The sequence below is a fragment of the Caballeronia sp. GAWG2-1 genome, from assembly GCF_023631405.1.
Taxonomy (GTDB): domain Bacteria; phylum Pseudomonadota; class Gammaproteobacteria; order Burkholderiales; family Burkholderiaceae; genus Caballeronia.
In genome coordinates, this window is sequence record NZ_JALQDD010000045.1 from 108,914 (window position 1) to 127,787 (window position 18,874).

Consider the following 18,874-nt stretch of genomic DNA (forward strand, 5'->3'; position numbering starts at 1 on the left):
GCTTACCTCGCACTCACATCGAAGGGACGACAGTCGCGGTCAGCATGATCACCTGGAACGTCCTGCCCTTGTTCCAAGCGCCGGACAGACCACCGATGCCGTTGTTGTTGCTGCCGTCATAGCGATTGCTCACCGCCCCGTAGAGCACGACGGTCTGACCGTCCGACAGCGCGATAGTTTGATCGTCCTTATTGCCGAGAATGTCCGGCAACTGGATCTGCTGAAGGGTGTCGCCCGAGCCAGTGCTAATAGTCGTGAACGGGCCGTTGAGCTTCGAGCTATCGCTCCAGTACGACAGAATGATCTGGTTGTGGTCGTTCACGGACGGCAGGATATTCACAAAGTCACCGACCGTGACCGATCCCGGCTGCAAGCCCGGAACACCGGCCGTGCCGCCCGAAATCGAACCCAGGCTCGGGGTCGTTGCGGCAAGGTAGCCCTTCGTTTCGAACGAACCAATCGACACCGGCAGGCCGTTCAACGTCAGCTTCGTCTGCGTGTTGTCTTGAACCGTCTTGCCGAACGCGTTGAGGCCGCTGACGATGGCGTTCGTGCCTTCCATCGGCGAACCAGGCTTCAGGACGGAGAGACCGACGGTGCCACCAATTGCCGTCGCCAGAGATGTAGGCGAAGCGACCGTCACCGAATAACGCTTGAGGCCGTCCGAAATGCGGTTAAACACAATGTCCGCACTCACACCGGCCTGAGAGCTGTTGCTCAGATCCACTTGCAACGTGCGAACGCGAAGCGCGACCTGCCGCGTGGAAATTGCGTTCTCACGCGCGAGCAGCGCACCCATGCGATCGACCGCTTCCTTGGTATCACGTACCATCACAAGGCGGCTTTGGGGATTGACCACCACCTCGCCGAGCGGCGATTTGAGCTTCTCAAGCTCGGACTGGATGATTGCGATTTGATCGAACGTGCCGTCGCGGCCGGTAGACGTGACAGCGGAGAACGAGCCGGTATTGCCCGTTGTCCCGCCGGTCGTGCCTCCCGACGCTTGATTACCCGTCGAGGTATCCGTGCCCTTGGACATCGTCGACTTGATCGACACCTTGCCGGGGATCGCCGCGATCGTGAACGTCTTGGTGACGAAGCGGCTGATGGAAATGGTGTTGCCATCAAACGTCCAGTCGAGGCCCAGGCTTTCCGTCACGCCACGCAGATACTCGCCTACCTTGCAGTTGCAAGCTTGGGCGTAGACCGGCTCCACGTTCGACTTCGCGATGGCTTGCGGCTGCGTCGGTCCGGTTGGCGCGCCAGCGCCGCCGTTCGTCCTCGGAATGAGCGCGTCGCGCGGGATGAAGACGTCCGGGCTCAAATGGACCGGATAACCGGTCGCGGTGGAGACAAGCGTGGCGATCTTGGAGAGCGGCAGATTACCGGGGAACACCACCGTCTTCTCACGGAAGATCGCGGGCAGCGTAGCCTCGTATGCGACCGGCACAAGCCGGTCACCGAGGAACGCGGTCGGCACTTCCTCAACGAGCGACATGGACTCCGGGCCATTGCCGATCGCGCGCGTAGCTTCAGCGTTCGCCGCGTCAAAGGCATGGTTCACATCGGATTGCGACACGGCACAGCCAGTAAGCGAGGCGGCCACGAGAATGGCAACGGCAGATTTGATTTTCGTGAGGCGCATGGCGATTACTCTTGGCAGTTGGCTGCGCGTGCGACGACGCGGATAACGTTGTTGGTGTGCTTGCAGACGCGCGTGGGCGTGCGCATGTGATTGGTCGCCTGCATCACTTGCGTGAGCACCGACTTGAAGTCGCCCGAGAACGTCGCGTTGAACTCGAGCGGCAAGTCGTCGTCGATCTTCCACGCAAGTTGCCAGCCCTGCTGCTGCAGCCAGCGGTCGAGCGCGTTGCGCAGGTTGATATCCTGCGGCGTGATGGAGAACGTCAGGAGACCACCGGGCGCCGTTGCACCGCCTTGCGACGGCACAACGACCGGAGCGACGTCCAACGAGCCGATAGCTGTCGGCGCGGGAGCACCCGGAAGCGCTGAAGGCGCAGCGCCACCGACCGCTGTCTTGAGCGCGGCAGGAGAAGCGGGAGCAGCGGGAACAACAGGGGCCGCTGTTGCAAAGTGCGCAGCAGGCGCCATCATCGCGACTTGTGCCACCGGCGCCTTTGCGACCGGCGCGGAGAGCAGTTGCCAACCGTCGCCGGGCGGCGGCGCAAGGCGCGACTGATCAGCTTCCGCCGCTGCAAAGGCCGATACGGTCGTCAGTGCCAGACACGCGAACAAGTGGGCCACCATGCGCGCGGTGCGATGCGTTTGAAGAGAAAAGATAGGCGTCATGTTGGTCAGTTCGCGCGTTGCAGGCGGCGGTAAATGTTGTTGGCGTAAATGAGCTGCTTGTTCGAGGAAACGGCGTTGTAGGCACCGACCGCTTTCCACGTCGGGCCGAACTGCTTGATGTTCGAGGCCAGGATCCATGTCCCCACGTAGGCGTTCACGCAGGCGTCGAATAGGTGTTGCCGGGTAATGCCATAGCGCGCCAGTTTTGGAAGCCATGTCGAGTTGATCTGCATCAAGCCGATGTCCTCGCTTCCATCGGTATTGCGACTAGTCACATACGGGCGCATCCCCGACTCTTGCTGGGCAATGGCGCGCACGACCTGGACACTCACGCGGTGGTAACGCGCGGCATCGTCGAGACAGTCGCCACGCGCGTGCAGGGAGACGGCCGCGCAAAGCAACGTCGAAAAGCGAATGACTTGGTTCATGACGCCGGCCGGTCGAAGAACCGCACATCGTGCTTGCGCAGCACGTTGACGACGTTGCCGTCGGCGTTGACGATGAACTGGTCGGCGGTCCCATTGAACTTGTAGTAGCGGCCCTTCTGCTCGCCCGAGCCCATGTGCGCCACGTCGGCGACCGTCACCTTGCCGACCGTGTCGGCGAACTTGAAGAACGTCGAGCCGTTCTCATCAAATACGCTTTGCAGAGCAGCCTTGTTGGCGGTGTCGAACTCATAGACGGTCCCGGCGACACGGGCGACTTCAACCTTGTCGGTCCCGTTCGAGATCGTGAAACGCTCCGCGCGGTTGAACGTCACCACGTCGGTCGCGTCATCCCACTTCGGACGCAGCGATTTGCCGTCTTGCCCCGTCACCTTCAACTCCGCAGCGGGCTTGGCGGAAAACTTGATCTGAATGTGGCTGTCGTCACCGTCGCGGATCGCCACTGCGCCCAGCTTGTCCGCGAGGACTGAACCTGATGCGGCAGATGTCTGCGCTTCCGCCTTCTTCGCGAAATCGCCGATGGGATCGGCCGCAGCGCTAGCGCTTGACGCGGGCGCCGGAGTTGCAGCGACCTGAGACACCGGGGCGACGTAGTTGACCGCGACTGACTGTGGAGCCGAGCGGCGAAGTGTTACATGGTGAGAGTTGAAATCGACGTCGGCGTACAGGTCGGACGCGGCCACCAGCCGATCGAGCGACTGCATCCAGTTCTCGCCATCACGCGTGCCGAAGCTCGTCGACGAAGTCAAGTCGATGTCTTTCTGTGCCGACCCTGTCCAGCCCTGCGGCACCAGCGCTTTGACCAGTTGTGCGAGCGGCAGCGTGGCGTTCAGAGGCCGCGTGCTCTCGAGGCTGCTGCGCGGTCCGATAAGCGCGAGCCGACCGGAAAATCCAGTGAATCCCGCAGGGGTCTCGGTGCGCGCCTTGTCGCCAATGAATCGATTCGCTTTCTTCCAGTAAGCGGTGGCGCTCGAACCGCGAGCTGAGTAACGAATCACCTCGGGCGTGCCCGGCACAACGATGTACGGACCCTGACTGTGGCCACCGTCGACGCGCAACACCTGGCCGGCGCGCGGTTGGAAGTACGTGTCGCTGCCGTCGTTGAAGACGAGCGCCGGTCGTTCAAGCACATTGCCCGCAATCTCGTAGTCAAAATCGAGCGGGTCCGTGCCAGCGGCCGCTGCGTTGAGCGTCACCGCGGCGAGCGCGATAGTGAGAAGAGAGAGTGTGTGCTTCATAGACCGCGTTCGATTTGAGAGAGGTGCTTCGCGAAGCGCGCGAGGTATTCGCGGCCCGGTGCGGGATTGGCGCTGTGGTAATACGCGACGGCCTTGACGGCTGAGTGCGTGAGGCGGTAGTTCTCGTTGAGGATGTCTTCGGCCACGCGGATGTTGGTCGCCGGCGCGAGCGCATCCCAAGCACTCTTGAAGCGCTTACTGTGGTATCCCCAGTTCACTTGCATCAGGCCAATGTCGAAGTCTGAACGGCCGTTGCTGATGAGGTATCGAATGGCTCGGTACGCGTCCTCGCGCGTGCGGAAGTAAAAGCCGCGACCGGCAACGTTCAACGTCCACGGCCATGCGCGCCCGTTATAGGCGGACTCGTTCAGCGCGATACCGGCGAGAATCTTGGGGTCGACTGACGTGTGCATGACGTCGAACGGCGCTTGCGCGGACGCACAAGCCCAGCCGCCTTGCCGCTCTGCGATGCTCGCTTGTGCGTCATCGGTAAGATTCGCGGGGCGCAGCCACCCGGCTTTCACAAAGAGGCTTTCGAGGCTGACAGGCGAGCCGTCGATGCTCACGGCAACGCCACCGGAAGCAGCTTCGACCGTTTGGCCCTCAAAGCGGTTAGCCCATGCGAGGAACGGCTTCAGCCCACAGGTGTAGACCGGCTCGCCCGGCAGCTCGACGATTGCGCGCTTTACGCCGTCATCGAGCACGATGCGCGTCGGGCTGATGATCGAATCGATGATTGCAGCATGGGCGCCGAACGCCATGACAGACAGGCATGCCGCCGCGAGAGCCTTACTCATGGTACGGCTCCATCACGATGTCTTGGGTGACCTGCACCAGAAACTTTTGGCCGGGCTCCACCGTGATCGTCGGCGGGATGTTCTGGTTGCGCTGCATGACGGTCTGGGCCGTCGCGGCCGCGACCTGCCCTGCCGTGTCGCCATATGTCGTGACGCCGTTAGGCGTCGCGGTCGTCGCCGTCTGCGAGCTGCTGTCGAACGCCTTCAGCAAAATCGCCGTAATGAAGCTCGCACCAAAGATCTTCAGGAAGTGGTTGTTCACGTCGCCCGAGAACCCGGCGTAGCCGTGTTGGTCGGCACCTTGCATACCGTTGAGCGGCACGCTCTTGCCGTTGGGCAGACGCAGACTCGTCGACGCGACCAGCAGGCGCTCTTGGCCGACTTTGACGTCCGCGCTGTACATGCCGTTGATAAACGCGCCCTTCGGGATCATCAAGCAGTCGCCGCGCAGGCTGTCATAGATGTCCTCGTCCACCATCAATGAAACGCGACCCGGCTTGTCCGAGTTCAGCCCCTCAACCGTCTTGACGTGGATAACGTGCGGCGGCGTCAATGTGCAGCCCGTCGACCGGCCATTGAAGGTTGTCCGTTCGATGCCGCCGCGCGAACCCGCATCGCGGAGAAAGGCGCGGTCGCGATCTTCGGGTGCCTGGCCCTGCTTCGCCAAGGCGATCGCCATCGCATCGGGAGTGTTGGCTCCCGCAGCGTTCCGAGCAGTTCGCACCTCATCCAACGAAGGGACGCCAGCGGGGAGTACGCCGGTCGACGAGTTCGCCGAACGCGACGCGCCTGCCTGCTTGAAGATGGAAGACGTATAGATCGCGTCTTGCGCCGCTTGGCGGGAAAGCTCGCGCGTGTCCGTGCCCGAGCCTGCGACCTCTTCCTTGAAGTCCGCACCGGTCAGCATCGGTTTGATGGCGGGCTTCGAAGCCGCTGCTTCAGACGCTGCGCGAGCGGCTGCCTCCGACGCCGCTGCTTCGCGCTGCTGACGGATCATCTGGTCGATGTCGTTGTTGTTCGCGGCAGTGGGCGTCTCCGTACTCGACTTGAGTGCGGTCGCCCTCTTAATGCGCGCTTCTTCGTCTGCTTTGTTCGTCGCCTGTAGCTGGTAGTAGAAGCCGAGGCCGCCAATCACAACCGCAGCCAGAATGCCGATGCTCATGATCGCATTGCGCGGCGTCTTACCTTTGACGAGTGCTTCTTGCTCCGCGCTGGGCGTCGCCGAGTCCGGTTTTTTCGCCACGATTAAAACACCCCAAACAGGCGACGGCGGCCGCGCGTCACCTTGACCTCGTCCTTGCCGGAACGCAAAACGATCTCGTCGGCCAGACGCTGAAGGACGAGGAAGTCGCCGCGGCGAATGAAGTTCGCAACGACGCGATCGCCATGATCGAGAATGAATGGAACCGGCCACTCTTGTGCCTTCGCCGGCATGCGCATCCAGACTGCGTGGCCGTCGTCGAAAACGGTTTCCGGCGTGAACTCGGCGCGGCCATCGACGCTGTAGTCCCAGTTCAGCTTGTCCGGCGCCACACCGATGCTTCCAGAATCGGCACCGCCGCGACTGCCAGTCGCCGTCGCGTCGTCGCGTGCGCTGACGCGAGCCATCGGCGCGCGTGGGTATTGGAAGCGCACCGTCTGATAGAACATCCCGCCCGCCGGCGACGCGATAAGCGTGAGGTCGTACTCGCGCAGATTCGTGGTCAGATGCAGCGTGTTGACTAGATCGGCCTTGTGCGGCTTGATGAAGACGTGGTTCATCTTGTCGTCGTCGATTTCCCACTGGACGCTGTCGCCCATCGCGGGGTCAGCAATCAGCTTCTCGCCCTTTTCCAGTTCGATCGTCGTCAGCTTGAGCGGTGCGGTCAGCACGCGGTAGATCTGGTCGCGGCTGTACGGGAAGACGCCGATGCGCGCATCGCCCGGCATCGTCAAAGGATCAGCGCCGCCGTTGAACGGATTGATCGGGCTCATGGGGTCGCCAGCAACCATCGCGGCATTGAACGCCGAGTCGCCGCTAGCTTTCTTAGCTAGAGCCGGTTGCGTGAGGAACGCTGCGCACACAGCGAGAAGGCACATGCCGATGACCGGCCGTTTGTTGGGAATGGTTGCGGTCATGCTTATGCTGTCCGCTCGAGGCGGAAGAACGGAATGAAGATGCCGAAGGGGTTCGTCGTCAGCGCCTGCTCAGCAGTGGGCGCGACGATTTGATAGCGCAACGTCAGCGCGTACGACTTCACGTCCGGCTTGCCCGTGGCGCCAGCCTGCGAGGTCGTCGTCGTGAATTCGACGAGTACAGTTGAGTCTTCGAGCAGCGCGATGTTGCGCACGTCGACTTCGCGGATCAGTTTCGGGTTTGCCGTGATCTGCTGGAACGGTGTGTCGGCCTTCAGCCAGTCGCGGAACTGACCGGCTGCTGCGCCGATCATCTGTGCCTTCACCGCGTTGATGTTGGCGGTCATGCGCGAAGTCTCGAGGCGGTCCGACAGCACCGGCTCGATCGTGAACCAACGAACGGCCATGTCCTTGACCGTCGTGCGCACAGCTTGCGAGTCGGGCTTGTAGGCGACAAGCTCGGTCACGATCGGGTGCCCGCCGGTATCGGCAGACACGCCCACAACGCGAGTGACCGAAGGCGCAGGTTGCCGCGTCCATACCGCGCCGATGGCAATCACGGCAAGGCCGAACGAGATCAGCATCCAGCGGTTAGCTTCGAGCTTTAGCTTCGTGCTTGTCTCGAAGATAACTTGGCTCGGATCTTCCTCCGCGTACATGCCAGGAGCCGTAGACAGCGCGGCCCGACGCTTGTTTTTAAAAAGACGCATGGCAACCCTTTGTGAATGGTCACCATTGAAACAGCACGAGCGTCCTTCAGTTTTTAGAAAGAAGGCTAAATTCGTGCGCCATTTCCATTGTCTGACGCACCCACGGGATGGGAAATTGCCGGAGCCCGAGAGGTCGGTTGCCTCGGTTTCGGCGTTTCACAATGTGAAAAGCGTGCCGAGTAAGGGGGGTGTGAATATTCGGCACGTTTTTCAAGAGCGGTTTTCGGCTTTTATTACAATGACTTGCCGTTTCACGCCACTCAAAAGGGACACTATCCGGATAGCGTCCCTCATCGTCCGCAGACTCGTTTAAGCCCCTGTCTAAGCGAGCCAAGAACTTTCGAGCAAGCGCGTGCGTCGAGGCTGCGGAGACAAAACACCTCCGCCTTGGCTAACGTCCGGGGCTGCGCCCGGCGCGACGGCAGGCATCCGGTGCACGAGTATTGCCGAAATTATCTCGCGCACTTAACTAAACGGGCTAGACCTCCTACGCCCAGCGGCGTCGATCCTTGCCACGCCGTACTCCTCGATAGACCAGATTCGCCATTAGCTCGTGCAAACGACTTCCCTGCCAGGGCTCTAACCGTTCCGTCTCGAGTCCCTCTTTTGCACCTCGTCCCTCTTTTGGACGGGCATGCTCATCAGCGTTCATTCGGGCTGCAAAGAACGGATAATCAATTGGCCGATGCAGCAGGGCTTGCAGATAGGCAAACGCATTCGACGCCTTAAGTGATCGCAGTTGCTTTCGGGCGTGTTCGTACGAGTTCTGAGAGCAAGTGACCGCGCTTCCGCCACTGCTTCATCAAGGCACAGACCCCAAACGGGGTTAGGAGCGGTCCTTCTACTAGCCAGCGAAGTCAGCCGGCAAGGAGACATATTTTTACTTTCTATCCATCCAAAATCGCCCTGTTGTCTCGTTGAAGAACATCGTCTCCGTTCGCTGCTGACTATCACAGCGGTGCGACGTCAGTGCTTGGCGGTCCGCACCGTTCTGTTGTGTCCTGCGATTCGATGCGAGTGACACAGAGGACCGAAAGGCCATCTTGGTGAACGCGATAGTGCTCGAGGCTTGGGATCGCGAGCGGTGATGCCGACGCTTCGAGCCGGAATGCTGTGCGGCGGTAAGCGTTAAGCTTGCTGTTTCGAGGAAGTCAAAACCCGGGGCGGCTTCGTCTCGCTCCTAGGACGACACACGTCATGGCGGCTGATTCAGGCGCTTTGCACGACGTTGAGTAATCGGTTTCGCATGAGCGCGCGGGAACCTACGCCGTCCCATCCGCGCTGAAGACTACACCTATAGGCGTAGTCTTTTAACTACTTAAGTAGCCTTGCCCCCAAATAAAGGTGGTCCTCTGATCCCCTATAAAGGTGGTCCTGAACCGTGAAGCCTACATTTATCGGGCATCCGCCCACTAGAACTGTAGTCCTCAGTGCGCAGATGTTCCATGAAATCAAGAAGTTGGGTTGCGTTAACTGATGAGACTAGATTAATACTTAAAGATCAGATCGATCCTAAGAGAAATCGCGACAAGCGCATCGTAGGCACGCAAGGCCCGAAGAAGGCAATCTTTGACATTTCACAGCTCGTTTCGCGGTAAGAGCGTCCAATCCGTCATTCCTTCGGGACTACGTTTATCGGGGCGCTACCATCTCCAGGGCACGAATTTACGCGAAAAGCCTACATTTATACGGGTCCTTTGCTGTCGCGCCCCGATAGACGTAGTCCTGACGGGGCGGGCGCGCCCCGGTGCCCCTGAAACGTAGCGTGCATCCATCCGGAAAGGTCCAACTCGGCGGCCGAGGCCCGACTGGGCCCCGACAAACGTAGTCTTGATTACCATGGCAACCAATTTTGGAGCAGCGTTGAGGGCTCAGGAGGAACATCTCTCATATTCCGCCCAATAAATGTGGTCTTTATCGCCTCGCTTTGCTGACATCGTTGACCGAATTGCATAGTGACGATGGCGTACCCGGCTCGTTGGTTGTCTTTCCGTTCTGCACTTCGCGCCGTTGTGGCGCCGCAACGAGCTAAAGACTACGTCTATAGAAGAACGTTACATCGAAACTGCCCTGCGTCCAGCCCCGAGCTGATGGCACTTCGACGTCAGGACTACGTTTATCAGGAATTGGAGTGACAAGACTACATACCCTGTTTTGACATGGGGCTCGGAGCCGGTCATAGTAGCGCCTACATCGTCGGGGGAAATATGGGCGTCAGGAAGAAGAAAATTGAAAACCAACTATCGCTTCCAGTCGCGCCGGAGACATTAATCCCTACCAACCTTGAAACATGGGAGGAGCCGACAACCTCGTCACTCGCCGAGCTTAGCAGCGATGCCGTGGAGGTTCTCACTGAGGAAGACGAGGCGAAGCTTCTTGAGCGGCTATCCTCAACGGACATGGCGCGGCTCTATTTAAGTAACGAGTCAGAAGGCAAGAGGAACTACCAGCAGAGTCTCGATCTTTTTCGGGAAGGGATCCCAGTCACACGAGTAAAAGAAGAACTCCTTCTCAAGAAAGTCAGTCAGCGAGTGCGGTTTGTAAATCCGCTAAAGCTTCTGCAGAGCAAGTTGCATAATGCGCTCATCTTTGTCGCGCGTCCGACAATGTCAACGCAGCAAATCTTCTCGGTCTCGCTTGATTATCTATCGTGGTTAGTGGACCACAATGTGAACGACTACGCCTACTTGAAAGCATCATTGTCAGAGATGCAGCAAGCGCTCATGCAGATCCCTGACGGTAATCGATGGTTCTCAACGCAGATGATTCAGGATGTTCTCATCGAGGGAACAACGCTGCATTATAAGATTCCGGCGTTTCTATGCAGACTCTACGCCGCGCCCGATCGGTACCATCACGTATCGATGAGGATGAACGCGCGGTTCAAAAGCAAATATACGCTGAACTTATATGAGCTGTTGCGAGAGAACCTGTGGCGAGGAGAGACCGGCTACATGGCGCTCGACGAATTCAGAGAGAGAATGGGCGTTGGCCCAGATGAATATACCGAATTTAAGCGTCTGAGCATGAGAGTGATACAACCAGCGCTGGTGGAGCTTGAGTCGCTAGGCGACATCTTCGCCTCGGTTCGATATGGCCGTGAGAAGCGGTTCGTCACTTCACTGAACTTCATAATCGTTCAAAATCCCAATAGTAAATTAGCGTTCGAAGGTGCTTACCTTGACCCGGGTCGATACAAGGAACTCAGGGAAGAATTTGGCCTTAATCAAAAGCAGGTCAAAGAAATTGCGGAAGGTTTCCAAATAGAACGGATTGAAGCGATAGCCGATGTCTTGCTATATCGCTACGTTTTCAACAAACAAAAGAATCCCGTTAAGAATTGGTTCTCATTGTTTAAAAGCGCCCTGCGAGACGAAGAGGACCGTTATCTATTAACGAATTCGGAGAAGGCCGAACTTTCGCTCTTCCGTGAAAAGCGCCAACAAGCTGCGCTGCTTGAAGATTCTCAACGCCGTGAGCGTGAACTCGAACGGCGTCGGACCACGGCCCGCAAGGATCAAGGCAATCGGATGGATGAATACTGGTCACAACTGGGAGAAGGAAGCCGCCAAGAGTTATGGGACGAGTTTTTAGGCTCACCAGAAGGGAAACATTTCCGGCAAGCTCGGAAACTGTCGCCCGGGAGCAGACCGGACGTTACGCATCCGCTTGCTCGGGCGAGCTTTGCTGATTTCTTAAAACGCTTAGCAGTGATTTGAGTAATTTTGTAAGTATTTTCTTTTTAGTCGACTCGGTTAGCAAAACGTTACACGCATCAAACGCCTTCATCCCTGCCCGTCTGTTCGCGCATAAATGGCAATTTGTGCGCGCTTGGCACGCCACCAACCATCTATGGACCCGGACCCGGACCCGGACCTGGACACGGACCCGGCCTCGGACTCGGAGCCGACCCGGACCGGACCGGACCGGATCGGACGCGGTCGCTTGTGGAGCAACACCGCGGGCGGCCGGCGCACAAACCAAGGGGCCGCGTCTTTGTGAAGACACTTCAACGACCGAGTGCCCAAGCAGCGAACGCGTCTCTACCACGTGGTAGTCCGGCGCCGATCGCCGTGGTCACCAACTAACCGCGTCTCTGCAATGCTAGTCCGGAGCGAACACTGTATCCACGAAAACTGCCCTCGCTATCACTTTAGGTCAGTCCGACGCCAAGCAGCACCGTATTCACGAGCGACTTCGCTTCTGCGCCGTTGCACCGTCACTAACGAGCGCAGTGGTCACCGAGGAACTGAGATTCACGCGTTAAGCGGCAACAAGCACCATGGTGACAAGCGGCTTCGTTCCTGCCACGTGGTAGTCAAGTAGCGCGAATCTATCGTCGCAAAGTTCGCATTGCTATCAAAATTCGGAGTGTGGCGAAGTGTTCTAGTACTGTGCCGCCTAGCATGCGGGCGGTCATGCAATTAGCACGTCGATAGCAGATCGGGTTATTGGCTAACAGGAGAACCGGAGCTGCTAGCAGCAGGCGACTTAGTGGGGAAAGCACCCTCATTACCACGTGGTAGTTGCACATCGGCGTGAGGCAACTACGGTGTTGTGGACGCATCTGCCGTGTCGGACGGGAATTCGACCTAACGAGCGTGGCGACCCCACCGCTCTCTGCGATGGACCCACGTGCTGCGTCTAACCTGCACCTTGTAGATGCGAGTGTTCACACCGTAACGATTCGTCCGTCCACAGGGCTATTAGTCAGGTATCGGTTGTCGCATGGGCGATCCCCCTACCACGTGGCGATGCATGCCCGTCGAACGTTTTATCTCTTCACCGGAAGCGATCGAAACCGAACGTCGATTAATCTGCGCTATCGATCAACCGAACTTAAAGTAATTTCTAGATTGCGGTCTCGCTTGCTTGTAGAATGCGACAGAAATGACTTTAGGACGTTTTTTGGGAGCCGACGATGGGACTCGTTATCGCAGTCGCGAATCAGAAAGGCGGGGTAGGAAAAACGACAACGACGATGAATCTGGCCGGCGCTTTTTCGGCTTCTGGCTATCGTGTATTTGTTGCTGACGCAGATGGGCAACAGTCGTGCATGAGTTGGGCTGCAACTGCGGATCCTGGAAAACCACTTCCTTTCCGAGTGGGTGCGGTCCGCAAACTTGAGAAGAATATTGGTAACGAAATTGGGCGGTTGGCGGACGACTACGATGTCGTCCTTGTCGACTGTCCCCCGAACATCGATGACCTAACAACGGGTCGCGTCTTGGCAGTCGCCGATGCGACCATAGTCCCCACTAATGCGTCGCCGCTCGACCTTTGGAGTAGCGAAGGGATGATGGCACTGATTGAGCGGACACGGCTGCATAACCGCGCCGGTAAGTTCGCAATTTTGGTCAGTAAAACAAATTCGAAAACTGTTCTGCACAAGCAGATGAGCGAGGTTTTGCGGGAGAGCAACGTGTTGCTTTTGAGAACCGCTGTGCGACAGCGAGAGGCCTATCCGCAGGCTGCAGCTCTAGGCCGAACGGTGTTTGATGTCCGCGGGATTCGCGGAGTGAAGCCGGCCAAAGAGGAAATCAATGCTCTCTTTGATGAACTGGTGGAGTTGTTGAACAGCGAGGAAGAGGCTACAGAGGTGTCGAATGGCTAAGCTAAACCTAACTAGCCGGGTTAGAGCCGGTATGGCGTTGGAACGTCAATCTGCAGAGGCGCGTCTGGAAAAGAATGCAGTCGCCGAGACAGCGCTGAGGGAGGCAGCGACGGTTGTCGGTGTGCCGTCGATTCACAGCGATGACTCGCCGACGCTAGCCCCGAGGAAAAAAATCAAAATCGCCGATACGGTTTCGAACCCCTACAACCCTCGAACTTTTTACAGCGCAGAGACGATTGATGGCTTGGCTCGCAGCCTAGATGTAGACGGACAACTTGAGCCTATCAAGATAACTCGACTTCCAGAATATCCAGGGAAGTGGGTGATCATTGACGGCGAACGGCGGGTGCGTGCAGCAAAATCACACGGCGCAGAGTACATCGACGCGGAGGTGCACGAAGAGCGCCTGGAAAATAAGGCACTTTATCTTCGTGCATACAAAGCTAACAAAGAGCGCGACGCCCAAACAGTCTTCGACGATGCGATTGCGTGGAGCCGCCTTCTTGAACAAGGGATTTACCGAGATTACTCAGAGCTTGCCGCGGCCGTGAATGAAGCGCCGACACACGTGAACAAGGTGATCCTTCTAAAAAGCTTACCTCCTTCGTTTTTGAGCCGGATGGCTCAATCATCGGGTACTGTCGGTCTAGCCCATGCTTATAACCTCAAGCTCATTCTCGAGCGAGGCGGGCACGCCGTAGCCGAACATTGGCTCCAAGAGATTCTGGAAGGACGAGCAAGCGTGAGACGACTTGAACAAGCTGCCTCCGCAGATGCGCCGACGCGCCGCGGAGGTCCGAGGCGTGTTCATTATCAATCGAGAGTGCAGTTCAAGCGGCGTGATGGTGGTCCGCTTGGAGAATTGAAGTTGTTCGCCGACGGGAGGACAGAACTTAGTCTCCAGGGTGTCGATGGCGAAGCTCAACAGATGCTAGCAGAGCGCATGAAACAGCTTATCGAAAGCTGGACCCGCGAACTCGACGGCGAGGCCTCGGTGTAAAGGTTCCAGATACGCGAACATGTGAGAGCGGCGCAACGATGAGGCGGCTTCTTCCACACCGTCACGAGACGTAGCCATCAAAACAGCCCGCGTCAGGTAAATGATGAGTGCCGACGCCGGAGGTCGGCAGCTGAAAGCCGACGCGGGCGATCCGTTACAACGAAACGCAAGATTCTGGCGGTGCACACGGTCTACGAAACGGCCGAAAAGAGAGACGAATTTGCCGTCTTTCGGCCATTTGCGCGCGGCTGCTGGATCAGATAATCGCCGCGGGCAACGGAACCAAAAACAATGACCGCACTAGCTGGCACACCGATATCTCGCAATCCTCTCGCACTGGCTGAGCTCTACCACTCGGGACTCGGCACCTCATGGCAGACTCGTCGCGAAGCGGTCGCTGCATTCGCCCGATTCACTCCGAAGGTGACTGATGGAGCACTGAGCCGAGCCATTTCCGTTTCTAAGATGCCACCGCAGGTATTGGCATTGTTTGAAACGGCAGGGATATGGCACGAAACGGCTAGACACCTGATACGACTTGTCCGAAAGCACGGCCCGGACGTGATCTGTCGGCGAGCGACGGAAATTGATCCGTTAGGGCTGCGCTGGTCGGAAATCATCCATCTCCTCGACGGTACAGAGGCACGGCCACCGCAACGAATCTTTCGCCCGATCGCGCCGTTGGCGCTAGCTGCAGAGTACAAGCGCGGGATCGACGAGGGGCGATGGACGTCGATGGTCACTGCCGTTGCCGCGACTCCGACGTGGGAGCGCACTGCGCTTGCAAAAGCGGTGTCCATTTCAGAGCTACCGCCAGAGGTGTTGCAGCTGTTTGAGCTCAAGCGAGTCACATATGATCTCGGCGCGACGCTCGTCAAAATCCGAAACGCTATTGGCGAACGCGAGATGGCTGCGCGTGCGCGAAATATCTTGAGCGCGCCTCGTCGTAGAACAATCGATGAGATTTTGGCGAACTTGCTGCAGGTACGGCCGGAGCAGGGCGTGGAATTGGCAGTTCGCCGAGAAAAGACGTCAATGGTCTTTGAGTTTAAGGTGCCGCTAAAGGAGACCGAAGAGCTGATGACTGGAACCAGCGAGATCGCAGCACTAGTCCAGGTGGCGATGATGAACGTACGGTTCAAGCGCAACGCCGATGCTGATCCTGGTCGGGTCAAAGCGCGCTGGGGTGAAAGCAAAGACAAGCGCGTTATTGCGCAACGTATGGCCGCAACCGGAAAGTCGCTTCGAGAAATCGCTGTTGACTTAGCGGTTTCTAAAACCACGGTTGCCCGGTGGATCTCAACGTCGAAACAATAAACGTAATGCGGCCTTGCGCCGTGAAGTCGATATACTGAATTTGACCGACCCTCAGGAAATTGTGTCGACGAAGCGCTTGAAGCCAAACAGCGCTAGAGTGCTGTGTATATACACAGTATTCGTCATGCCGCTCCCCAGTTTCCTGCCCGTCAGCTACCACGAGCTCAGAGTGCTTTGGTGCAGGTATAGGGCACGGGATACTGACGTGCAACGCCTCGCCCCTAGAGGTAAAGCGCTTCCACGGCGTCATCGACGATGCCTACCAATTTCAGCAGGTAATTGAAAAGTGCTGGCGAGAGTAGGGGAGCACAGGCAACTCGTCGCGCTCGAAAAGCTTCGCTTCTTACTGAACAACGAAATAACACGCCAGCGGAAAGCGGCAAACCCATGCCGAATGTCACCGGTGAAACTGCCAAACGATGGACCCAGGACAGTTGAAAGCTTGTTAGGGTTATCCCGAATACAGCAACGATTTGTTGTTCAATCGCTCATTAATATTAAGCAGGCGCTTACTTATACTGAGTTCACTCGATCGCAAACAGGGCTGTTTGCGAAGAACAGATATCTGGAAATAAGCATCATGAAACTTGCAACTCTCATCGTCGCCGCTGCTCTCGCTGTTCCGGCAGTCTCGTCATTCGCGCAGAGCCAGTCGCTCACGCGCGCGCAAGTAAAGGCTGAACTGGTGCAACTTGAACGCGCTGGTTACAACCCGAGCATGGATCGCACGACGTACCCGGCGCAGATCCAAGCTGCCGAAGCCAAGGTCGCTGCACAGAACGGCCAGATTAGCTACGGCGGCGTTGCTGATACCGCTTCGGCATCGGGCGGCCCGGCTTACACCGGCATTAACATCGCTCCCGTCTATTTCGGTCACTAATCGACCGAGCGAGCTAAGTAGCTCGCGCTAGGTACTAGAGAATTGGCCGCTATAGGGATACCGCAGACGGCCAGTTTCCTTATTGGGACCTCCGCCACCGACCGGCGTAGCCGATGGCTTGCCCAGCACCGACGGTCTGGGCTTTTTTCTTTCGTGCTACGGGAAGAGTTGTGAACGCATGATGATCGTGCGTCGCTGGGAAACGCTTGCTTGCACACAACAATTCGCGCGACGGACGAATAGACGCCCAAGGGTATCAACAAGACGGCCTGACCCGTACGCCTTCAATGCGCACAATTGACGCAGTGCTCCGGAGGCTGTACACTTTGAAGGTGTACAGATGCTTAAGGAGTGTGCCATGCCACGCGCTGCAGTCGAAGATAATCAGCGAATGAATCTACGGGTGCCTCCCGAGGTGAAGTCGCGCCTCGCACGAGCGGCGAGCCTTAATCATCTCGACCTGACAAGCTTCGTGACCCAAGCCGCGTTGCGCGAGGCGGATGCGGTGATCGCGGCGGCGGAAAAGATCAAGCTTTCAGAGGACAGCTATTTACGGGTCTTGTCTCTTTTGGAGAATCCGCCTGAACCAAACGAGAAGCTGCTTGCCGCCGCGAAGGCGATGCCGAAATCGGTATGACTTTTCCGGCGTGGCATGAGGAAGCGATAGGGAAACAACACGATCGGGACGCTTTCGACTGCGCCGAAGAGGAGCTTAACGGCTACCTGAAGAAATACGCGCGACAGAACCATGAGAACGGCGGGGCTAAGACGTTTCTCGCCATTGAGGACTCAACGGGCCGCATCCTTGGCTATTACACTGTGGCACCTTGTTCGGCAATGTACGAGGAAACTCCCGAATCGGCTCGAAAGGGCTTGCCTCGCCATCCGGTGCCTGGCTTCCGCTTGGCGCGTCTCGCCGTGGATAAAAACGTTGGCGGGTGGGGCCTCGGTACTCAGTTGATACTAGCGGCTGGGCGTCGCTGCATCAGGGTCGCCGGCGAAGTCGGCGGTGTCGCACTGTTTATGGACGCAAAGAGCGAAAGTGTGGCCGAGTGGTACGCGGCTAGGGGGGCATTGCGTCTAGTGGGCGTACCGGAAGGCCTTCCGATACCGATGTTGATCTCGCTCAAGACAATCGCGGCCGCTTTGAGAATTGCGGATTAGCTTTGATGGCGGAACGCATGGAACTGGGGGCCGCCGGAATACCGCAGACGGCCACTTTCCTTATTAGCTCCGCCACCGGGGTAGCCGATGGCTTGCCCAGCACATAGTTCTGGGTTTTTTTTCGTTTGTGTCTAGGGAAAAAGGATAGGGGCGATGTCTCGGGCGCCGTGCAGGACATGAATCACGTCGATGCGCTCGGGCTGCCCGGTGAGGCGGTAGAAAATCTGGTAGCTGCCGTGAAAGCAATGTCGCATGCCGCAATCTTCGTAGCGAGGCACGAGCGGGTAGGCAAGAGGCATGTCTGCGAGGCTCATGCACTTGTCGCGCAGCTCGCGAACGAAGCTCAAAGCACGGCGTGAATTGTCGCGGGCGATGTAGTCACCGATGGCCTCAAGGTCGGCCTCGGCGCCAGGCAGGATGCGAACAACATGGCTTGCCGTTCGCCGTCGCCCGATATTTGGCCTCAAGCCGGTCGAACACTTCTTGGGCGGGCTTTCCTCGACCAGCATCTGAATCCACGATTCCTCGCTCAACCACAGCATCTAGTGCGGCAAGCTGCGTCTCGCGATCCTGAATCAGTCGCACGCCTTCGCGGAGTACTTCGCTTTTCGAGCCGTAGCGTCCTGACTCAACGAGCGTCGTAATGTAGCCCTCAAGCTGCTGTTCAAGGTCTGCACTAATCATGGTTCCTCCTAGTCGGTGCTAAAAGTGCAACGCTTATCAACTATTATCAAGCGGATTGGAGGCTTTTTGCAGCCCTGGCTCTTGGCCAGTCCCATGCGAGATTGAAGAAAAAAGCCCGCCCCATAAAGGGCGGGCTAATTCCATGTCCGGGGGCAGGACCATGGAGGAGACGCTCCTCCGATCGCAATCGTCGTCCTATCAGCGGCTCATAGGCTCAGTAGCCGTAGTACGCGCGGCGGCGCTCGTACTCTTGGCGCTCCCGCCATTCCCGACGCTCGCGCCATTCGTGTTCGCGCCATTCGCGTTGACGCCAGTCTTCGCCGTAGACGACCGGTGCAGGCACGGTTTGGTAGACCACTGCCGGCGGAGGTGGCGGGGCGTAATAGACCGGCGGCGGAGGCGCGGTATAGACGGGCGGGGGCGGCGGCACATAAACAGGCGGTGCTGCATAAACGGGCGCGGCGACAAAGCCGACACCGACGCTAACATGCGCCGATGCACTTATGGACGCGCTGGCGAGACTGGTGCCGATCGCCGTTGTGAGCAGCCCGGTGAGACTCATCGCGTGAAGTGGTGAGCGCGTCTTTTTGTTGCTGCTG

18 protein-coding genes are annotated in these 18,874 nt (G+C 58.1%); 7 read left to right on the plus strand and 11 right to left on the minus strand.

What is annotated here, in order from left to right:
• Window positions 1–13: 13 nt before the first annotated feature.
• Genes NCR98_RS31940 through NCR98_RS31975 form a run of 8 tightly spaced genes read right to left on the minus strand, consistent with a single transcriptional unit; the run spans window position 14 to window position 7,616 of the window.
• Window positions 14–1,645: a type II secretory pathway protein gene (locus tag NCR98_RS31940; protein ID WP_250528395.1), complete on the minus strand. Its 1,632-nt coding sequence runs from the start codon at window positions 1,643–1,645 to the stop codon at window positions 14–16.
• Between the two features lie 5 nt (window positions 1,646–1,650).
• A complete protein-coding gene (locus NCR98_RS31945) occupies window positions 1,651–2,310 on the minus strand; it encodes a toxin co-regulated pilus biosynthesis Q family protein (protein ID WP_250528396.1) in 660 nt (219 codons plus the stop codon).
• Between the two features lie 5 nt (window positions 2,311–2,315).
• Window positions 2,316–2,738 carry a lytic transglycosylase domain-containing protein gene (locus NCR98_RS31950; RefSeq protein WP_250528397.1) on the minus strand — a complete coding sequence of 141 codons (423 nt, stop codon included), beginning with the start codon at window positions 2,736–2,738 and terminating at the stop codon, window positions 2,316–2,318.
• Window positions 2,735–3,994: a TrbG/VirB9 family P-type conjugative transfer protein gene (locus NCR98_RS31955; protein WP_250528398.1), complete on the minus strand. Its 1,260-nt coding sequence runs from the start codon at window positions 3,992–3,994 to the stop codon at window positions 2,735–2,737. Before NCR98_RS31955 ends, NCR98_RS31950 begins: the two co-directional genes overlap by 4 nt.
• Window positions 3,991–4,791, minus strand: a complete 801-nt coding sequence (locus NCR98_RS31960) for a transglycosylase SLT domain-containing protein (RefSeq protein ID WP_250528399.1) — start codon at window positions 4,789–4,791, stop codon at window positions 3,991–3,993. The genes NCR98_RS31955 and NCR98_RS31960 overlap by 4 nt, the downstream gene beginning before the upstream one ends.
• A complete protein-coding gene (locus tag NCR98_RS33585; protein WP_250528400.1) occupies window positions 4,784–6,034 on the minus strand; it encodes a TraB/TrbI/VirB10 family type IV secretion system protein in 1,251 nt (416 codons plus the stop codon). Before NCR98_RS33585 ends, NCR98_RS31960 begins: the two co-directional genes overlap by 8 nt.
• Before the next feature lie 2 nt (window positions 6,035–6,036).
• A complete protein-coding gene (locus NCR98_RS31970) occupies window positions 6,037–6,909 on the minus strand; it encodes a TrbG/VirB9 family P-type conjugative transfer protein (RefSeq protein WP_250528401.1) in 873 nt (290 codons plus the stop codon).
• A 2-nt stretch (window positions 6,910–6,911) separates the two neighbouring features.
• The gene (locus NCR98_RS31975; RefSeq protein WP_250528402.1) at window positions 6,912–7,616 is read right to left on the minus strand and encodes a VirB8 family type IV secretion system protein; all 705 of its coding nucleotides are present in this window, start codon (window positions 7,614–7,616) and stop codon (window positions 6,912–6,914) included.
• 2,159 nt (window positions 7,617–9,775) lie between these two features.
• Between NCR98_RS31975 and NCR98_RS31980 the strand changes: the two genes are divergently transcribed.
• The 7 genes from NCR98_RS31980 to NCR98_RS32010 all read left to right on the plus strand — a co-directional run bounded on the left by NCR98_RS31980 (window position 9,776) and on the right by NCR98_RS32010 (window position 17,591).
• Entirely contained in the window at window positions 9,776–11,335 is a 1,560-nt protein-coding gene (locus tag NCR98_RS31980) for a replication initiation protein (protein WP_250528403.1), read from the plus strand.
• A gap of 1,202 nt (window positions 11,336–12,537) precedes the next feature.
• Complete coding sequence (gene parA, locus NCR98_RS31985) at window positions 12,538–13,230, plus strand: ParA family partition ATPase (RefSeq protein WP_250528404.1); 693 nt, start codon at window positions 12,538–12,540, stop codon at window positions 13,228–13,230.
• Between the two features lie 31 nt (window positions 13,231–13,261).
• Window positions 13,262–14,230, plus strand: coding sequence for a ParB/RepB/Spo0J family partition protein (locus tag NCR98_RS31990; RefSeq protein ID WP_250528405.1), 969 nt, complete (start codon window positions 13,262–13,264; stop codon window positions 14,228–14,230).
• Between the two features lie 291 nt (window positions 14,231–14,521).
• Window positions 14,522–15,547 carry a hypothetical protein gene (locus NCR98_RS31995; protein WP_250528406.1) on the plus strand — a complete coding sequence of 342 codons (1,026 nt, stop codon included), beginning with the start codon at window positions 14,522–14,524 and terminating at the stop codon, window positions 15,545–15,547.
• 403 nt (window positions 15,548–15,950) lie between these two features.
• On the plus strand, window positions 15,951–16,427 hold the full coding sequence (locus NCR98_RS33715; protein WP_502799827.1) for a DUF4148 domain-containing protein: 477 nt from the start codon (window positions 15,951–15,953) through the stop codon (window positions 16,425–16,427).
• Window positions 16,428–16,785: 358 nt separating this feature from the next.
• A complete protein-coding gene (locus NCR98_RS32005; protein WP_053572407.1) occupies window positions 16,786–17,064 on the plus strand; it encodes a type II toxin-antitoxin system TacA family antitoxin in 279 nt (92 codons plus the stop codon).
• Window positions 17,061–17,591 (plus strand): hypothetical protein, encoded by a 531-nt coding sequence (locus NCR98_RS32010; RefSeq protein WP_250528407.1) that lies wholly within the window; start codon window positions 17,061–17,063, stop codon window positions 17,589–17,591. The genes NCR98_RS32005 and NCR98_RS32010 overlap by 4 nt, the downstream gene beginning before the upstream one ends.
• A gap of 131 nt (window positions 17,592–17,722) precedes the next feature.
• Here the strand turns inward: NCR98_RS32010 and NCR98_RS32015 are convergent, their stop codons facing one another.
• From NCR98_RS32015 to NCR98_RS32025, 3 genes are all read right to left on the minus strand, one after another.
• On the minus strand, window positions 17,723–18,100 hold the full coding sequence (locus tag NCR98_RS32015) for a type II toxin-antitoxin system RelE/ParE family toxin (RefSeq protein WP_502799828.1): 378 nt from the start codon (window positions 18,098–18,100) through the stop codon (window positions 17,723–17,725).
• Window positions 17,982–18,275 carry a type II toxin-antitoxin system ParD family antitoxin gene (locus tag NCR98_RS32020; protein ID WP_250528408.1) on the minus strand — a complete coding sequence of 98 codons (294 nt, stop codon included), beginning with the start codon at window positions 18,273–18,275 and terminating at the stop codon, window positions 17,982–17,984. The genes NCR98_RS32015 and NCR98_RS32020 overlap by 119 nt, the downstream gene beginning before the upstream one ends.
• 214 nt (window positions 18,276–18,489) lie before the next feature.
• A complete protein-coding gene (locus NCR98_RS32025; RefSeq protein WP_250528511.1) occupies window positions 18,490–18,837 on the minus strand; it encodes a hypothetical protein in 348 nt (115 codons plus the stop codon).
• Between the last annotated feature and the right edge of the window lie 37 nt (window positions 18,838–18,874).

Bases quoted from the DNA above. Each gene is read 5' to 3' on its own strand.
- NCR98_RS31940 (WP_250528395.1), bottom strand. From the start codon at position 1,645: ATGCGCCTCACGAAAATCAAATCTGCCGTTGCCATTCTCGTGGCCGCC.
- NCR98_RS31945 (WP_250528396.1), bottom strand. From the start codon at position 2,310: ATGACGCCTATCTTTTCTCTTCAAACGCATCGCACCGCGCGCATGGTG.
- NCR98_RS31950 (WP_250528397.1), bottom strand. From the start codon at position 2,738: ATGAACCAAGTCATTCGCTTTTCGACGTTGCTTTGCGCGGCCGTCTCC.
- NCR98_RS31955 (WP_250528398.1), bottom strand. From the start codon at position 3,994: ATGAAGCACACACTCTCTCTTCTCACTATCGCGCTCGCCGCGGTGACG.
- NCR98_RS31960 (WP_250528399.1), bottom strand. From the start codon at position 4,791: ATGAGTAAGGCTCTCGCGGCGGCATGCCTGTCTGTCATGGCGTTCGGC.
- NCR98_RS31970 (WP_250528401.1), bottom strand. From the start codon at position 6,909: ATGACCGCAACCATTCCCAACAAACGGCCGGTCATCGGCATGTGCCTT.
- NCR98_RS31975 (WP_250528402.1), bottom strand. From the start codon at position 7,616: ATGCGTCTTTTTAAAAACAAGCGTCGGGCCGCGCTGTCTACGGCTCCT.
- NCR98_RS31980 (WP_250528403.1), top strand. From the start codon at position 9,776: ATGGGGCTCGGAGCCGGTCATAGTAGCGCCTACATCGTCGGGGGAAAT.
- parA (WP_250528404.1), top strand. From the start codon at position 12,538: ATGGGACTCGTTATCGCAGTCGCGAATCAGAAAGGCGGGGTAGGAAAA.
- NCR98_RS31990 (WP_250528405.1), top strand. From the start codon at position 13,262: ATGGCGTTGGAACGTCAATCTGCAGAGGCGCGTCTGGAAAAGAATGCA.
- NCR98_RS31995 (WP_250528406.1), top strand. From the start codon at position 14,522: ATGACCGCACTAGCTGGCACACCGATATCTCGCAATCCTCTCGCACTG.
- NCR98_RS32005 (WP_053572407.1), top strand. From the start codon at position 16,786: ATGCCACGCGCTGCAGTCGAAGATAATCAGCGAATGAATCTACGGGTG.
- NCR98_RS32010 (WP_250528407.1), top strand. From the start codon at position 17,061: ATGACTTTTCCGGCGTGGCATGAGGAAGCGATAGGGAAACAACACGAT.
- NCR98_RS32015 (WP_502799828.1), bottom strand. From the start codon at position 18,100: ATGCTGGTCGAGGAAAGCCCGCCCAAGAAGTGTTCGACCGGCTTGAGG.
- NCR98_RS32020 (WP_250528408.1), bottom strand. From the start codon at position 18,275: ATGATTAGTGCAGACCTTGAACAGCAGCTTGAGGGCTACATTACGACG.
- NCR98_RS32025 (WP_250528511.1), bottom strand. From the start codon at position 18,837: ATGAGTCTCACCGGGCTGCTCACAACGGCGATCGGCACCAGTCTCGCC.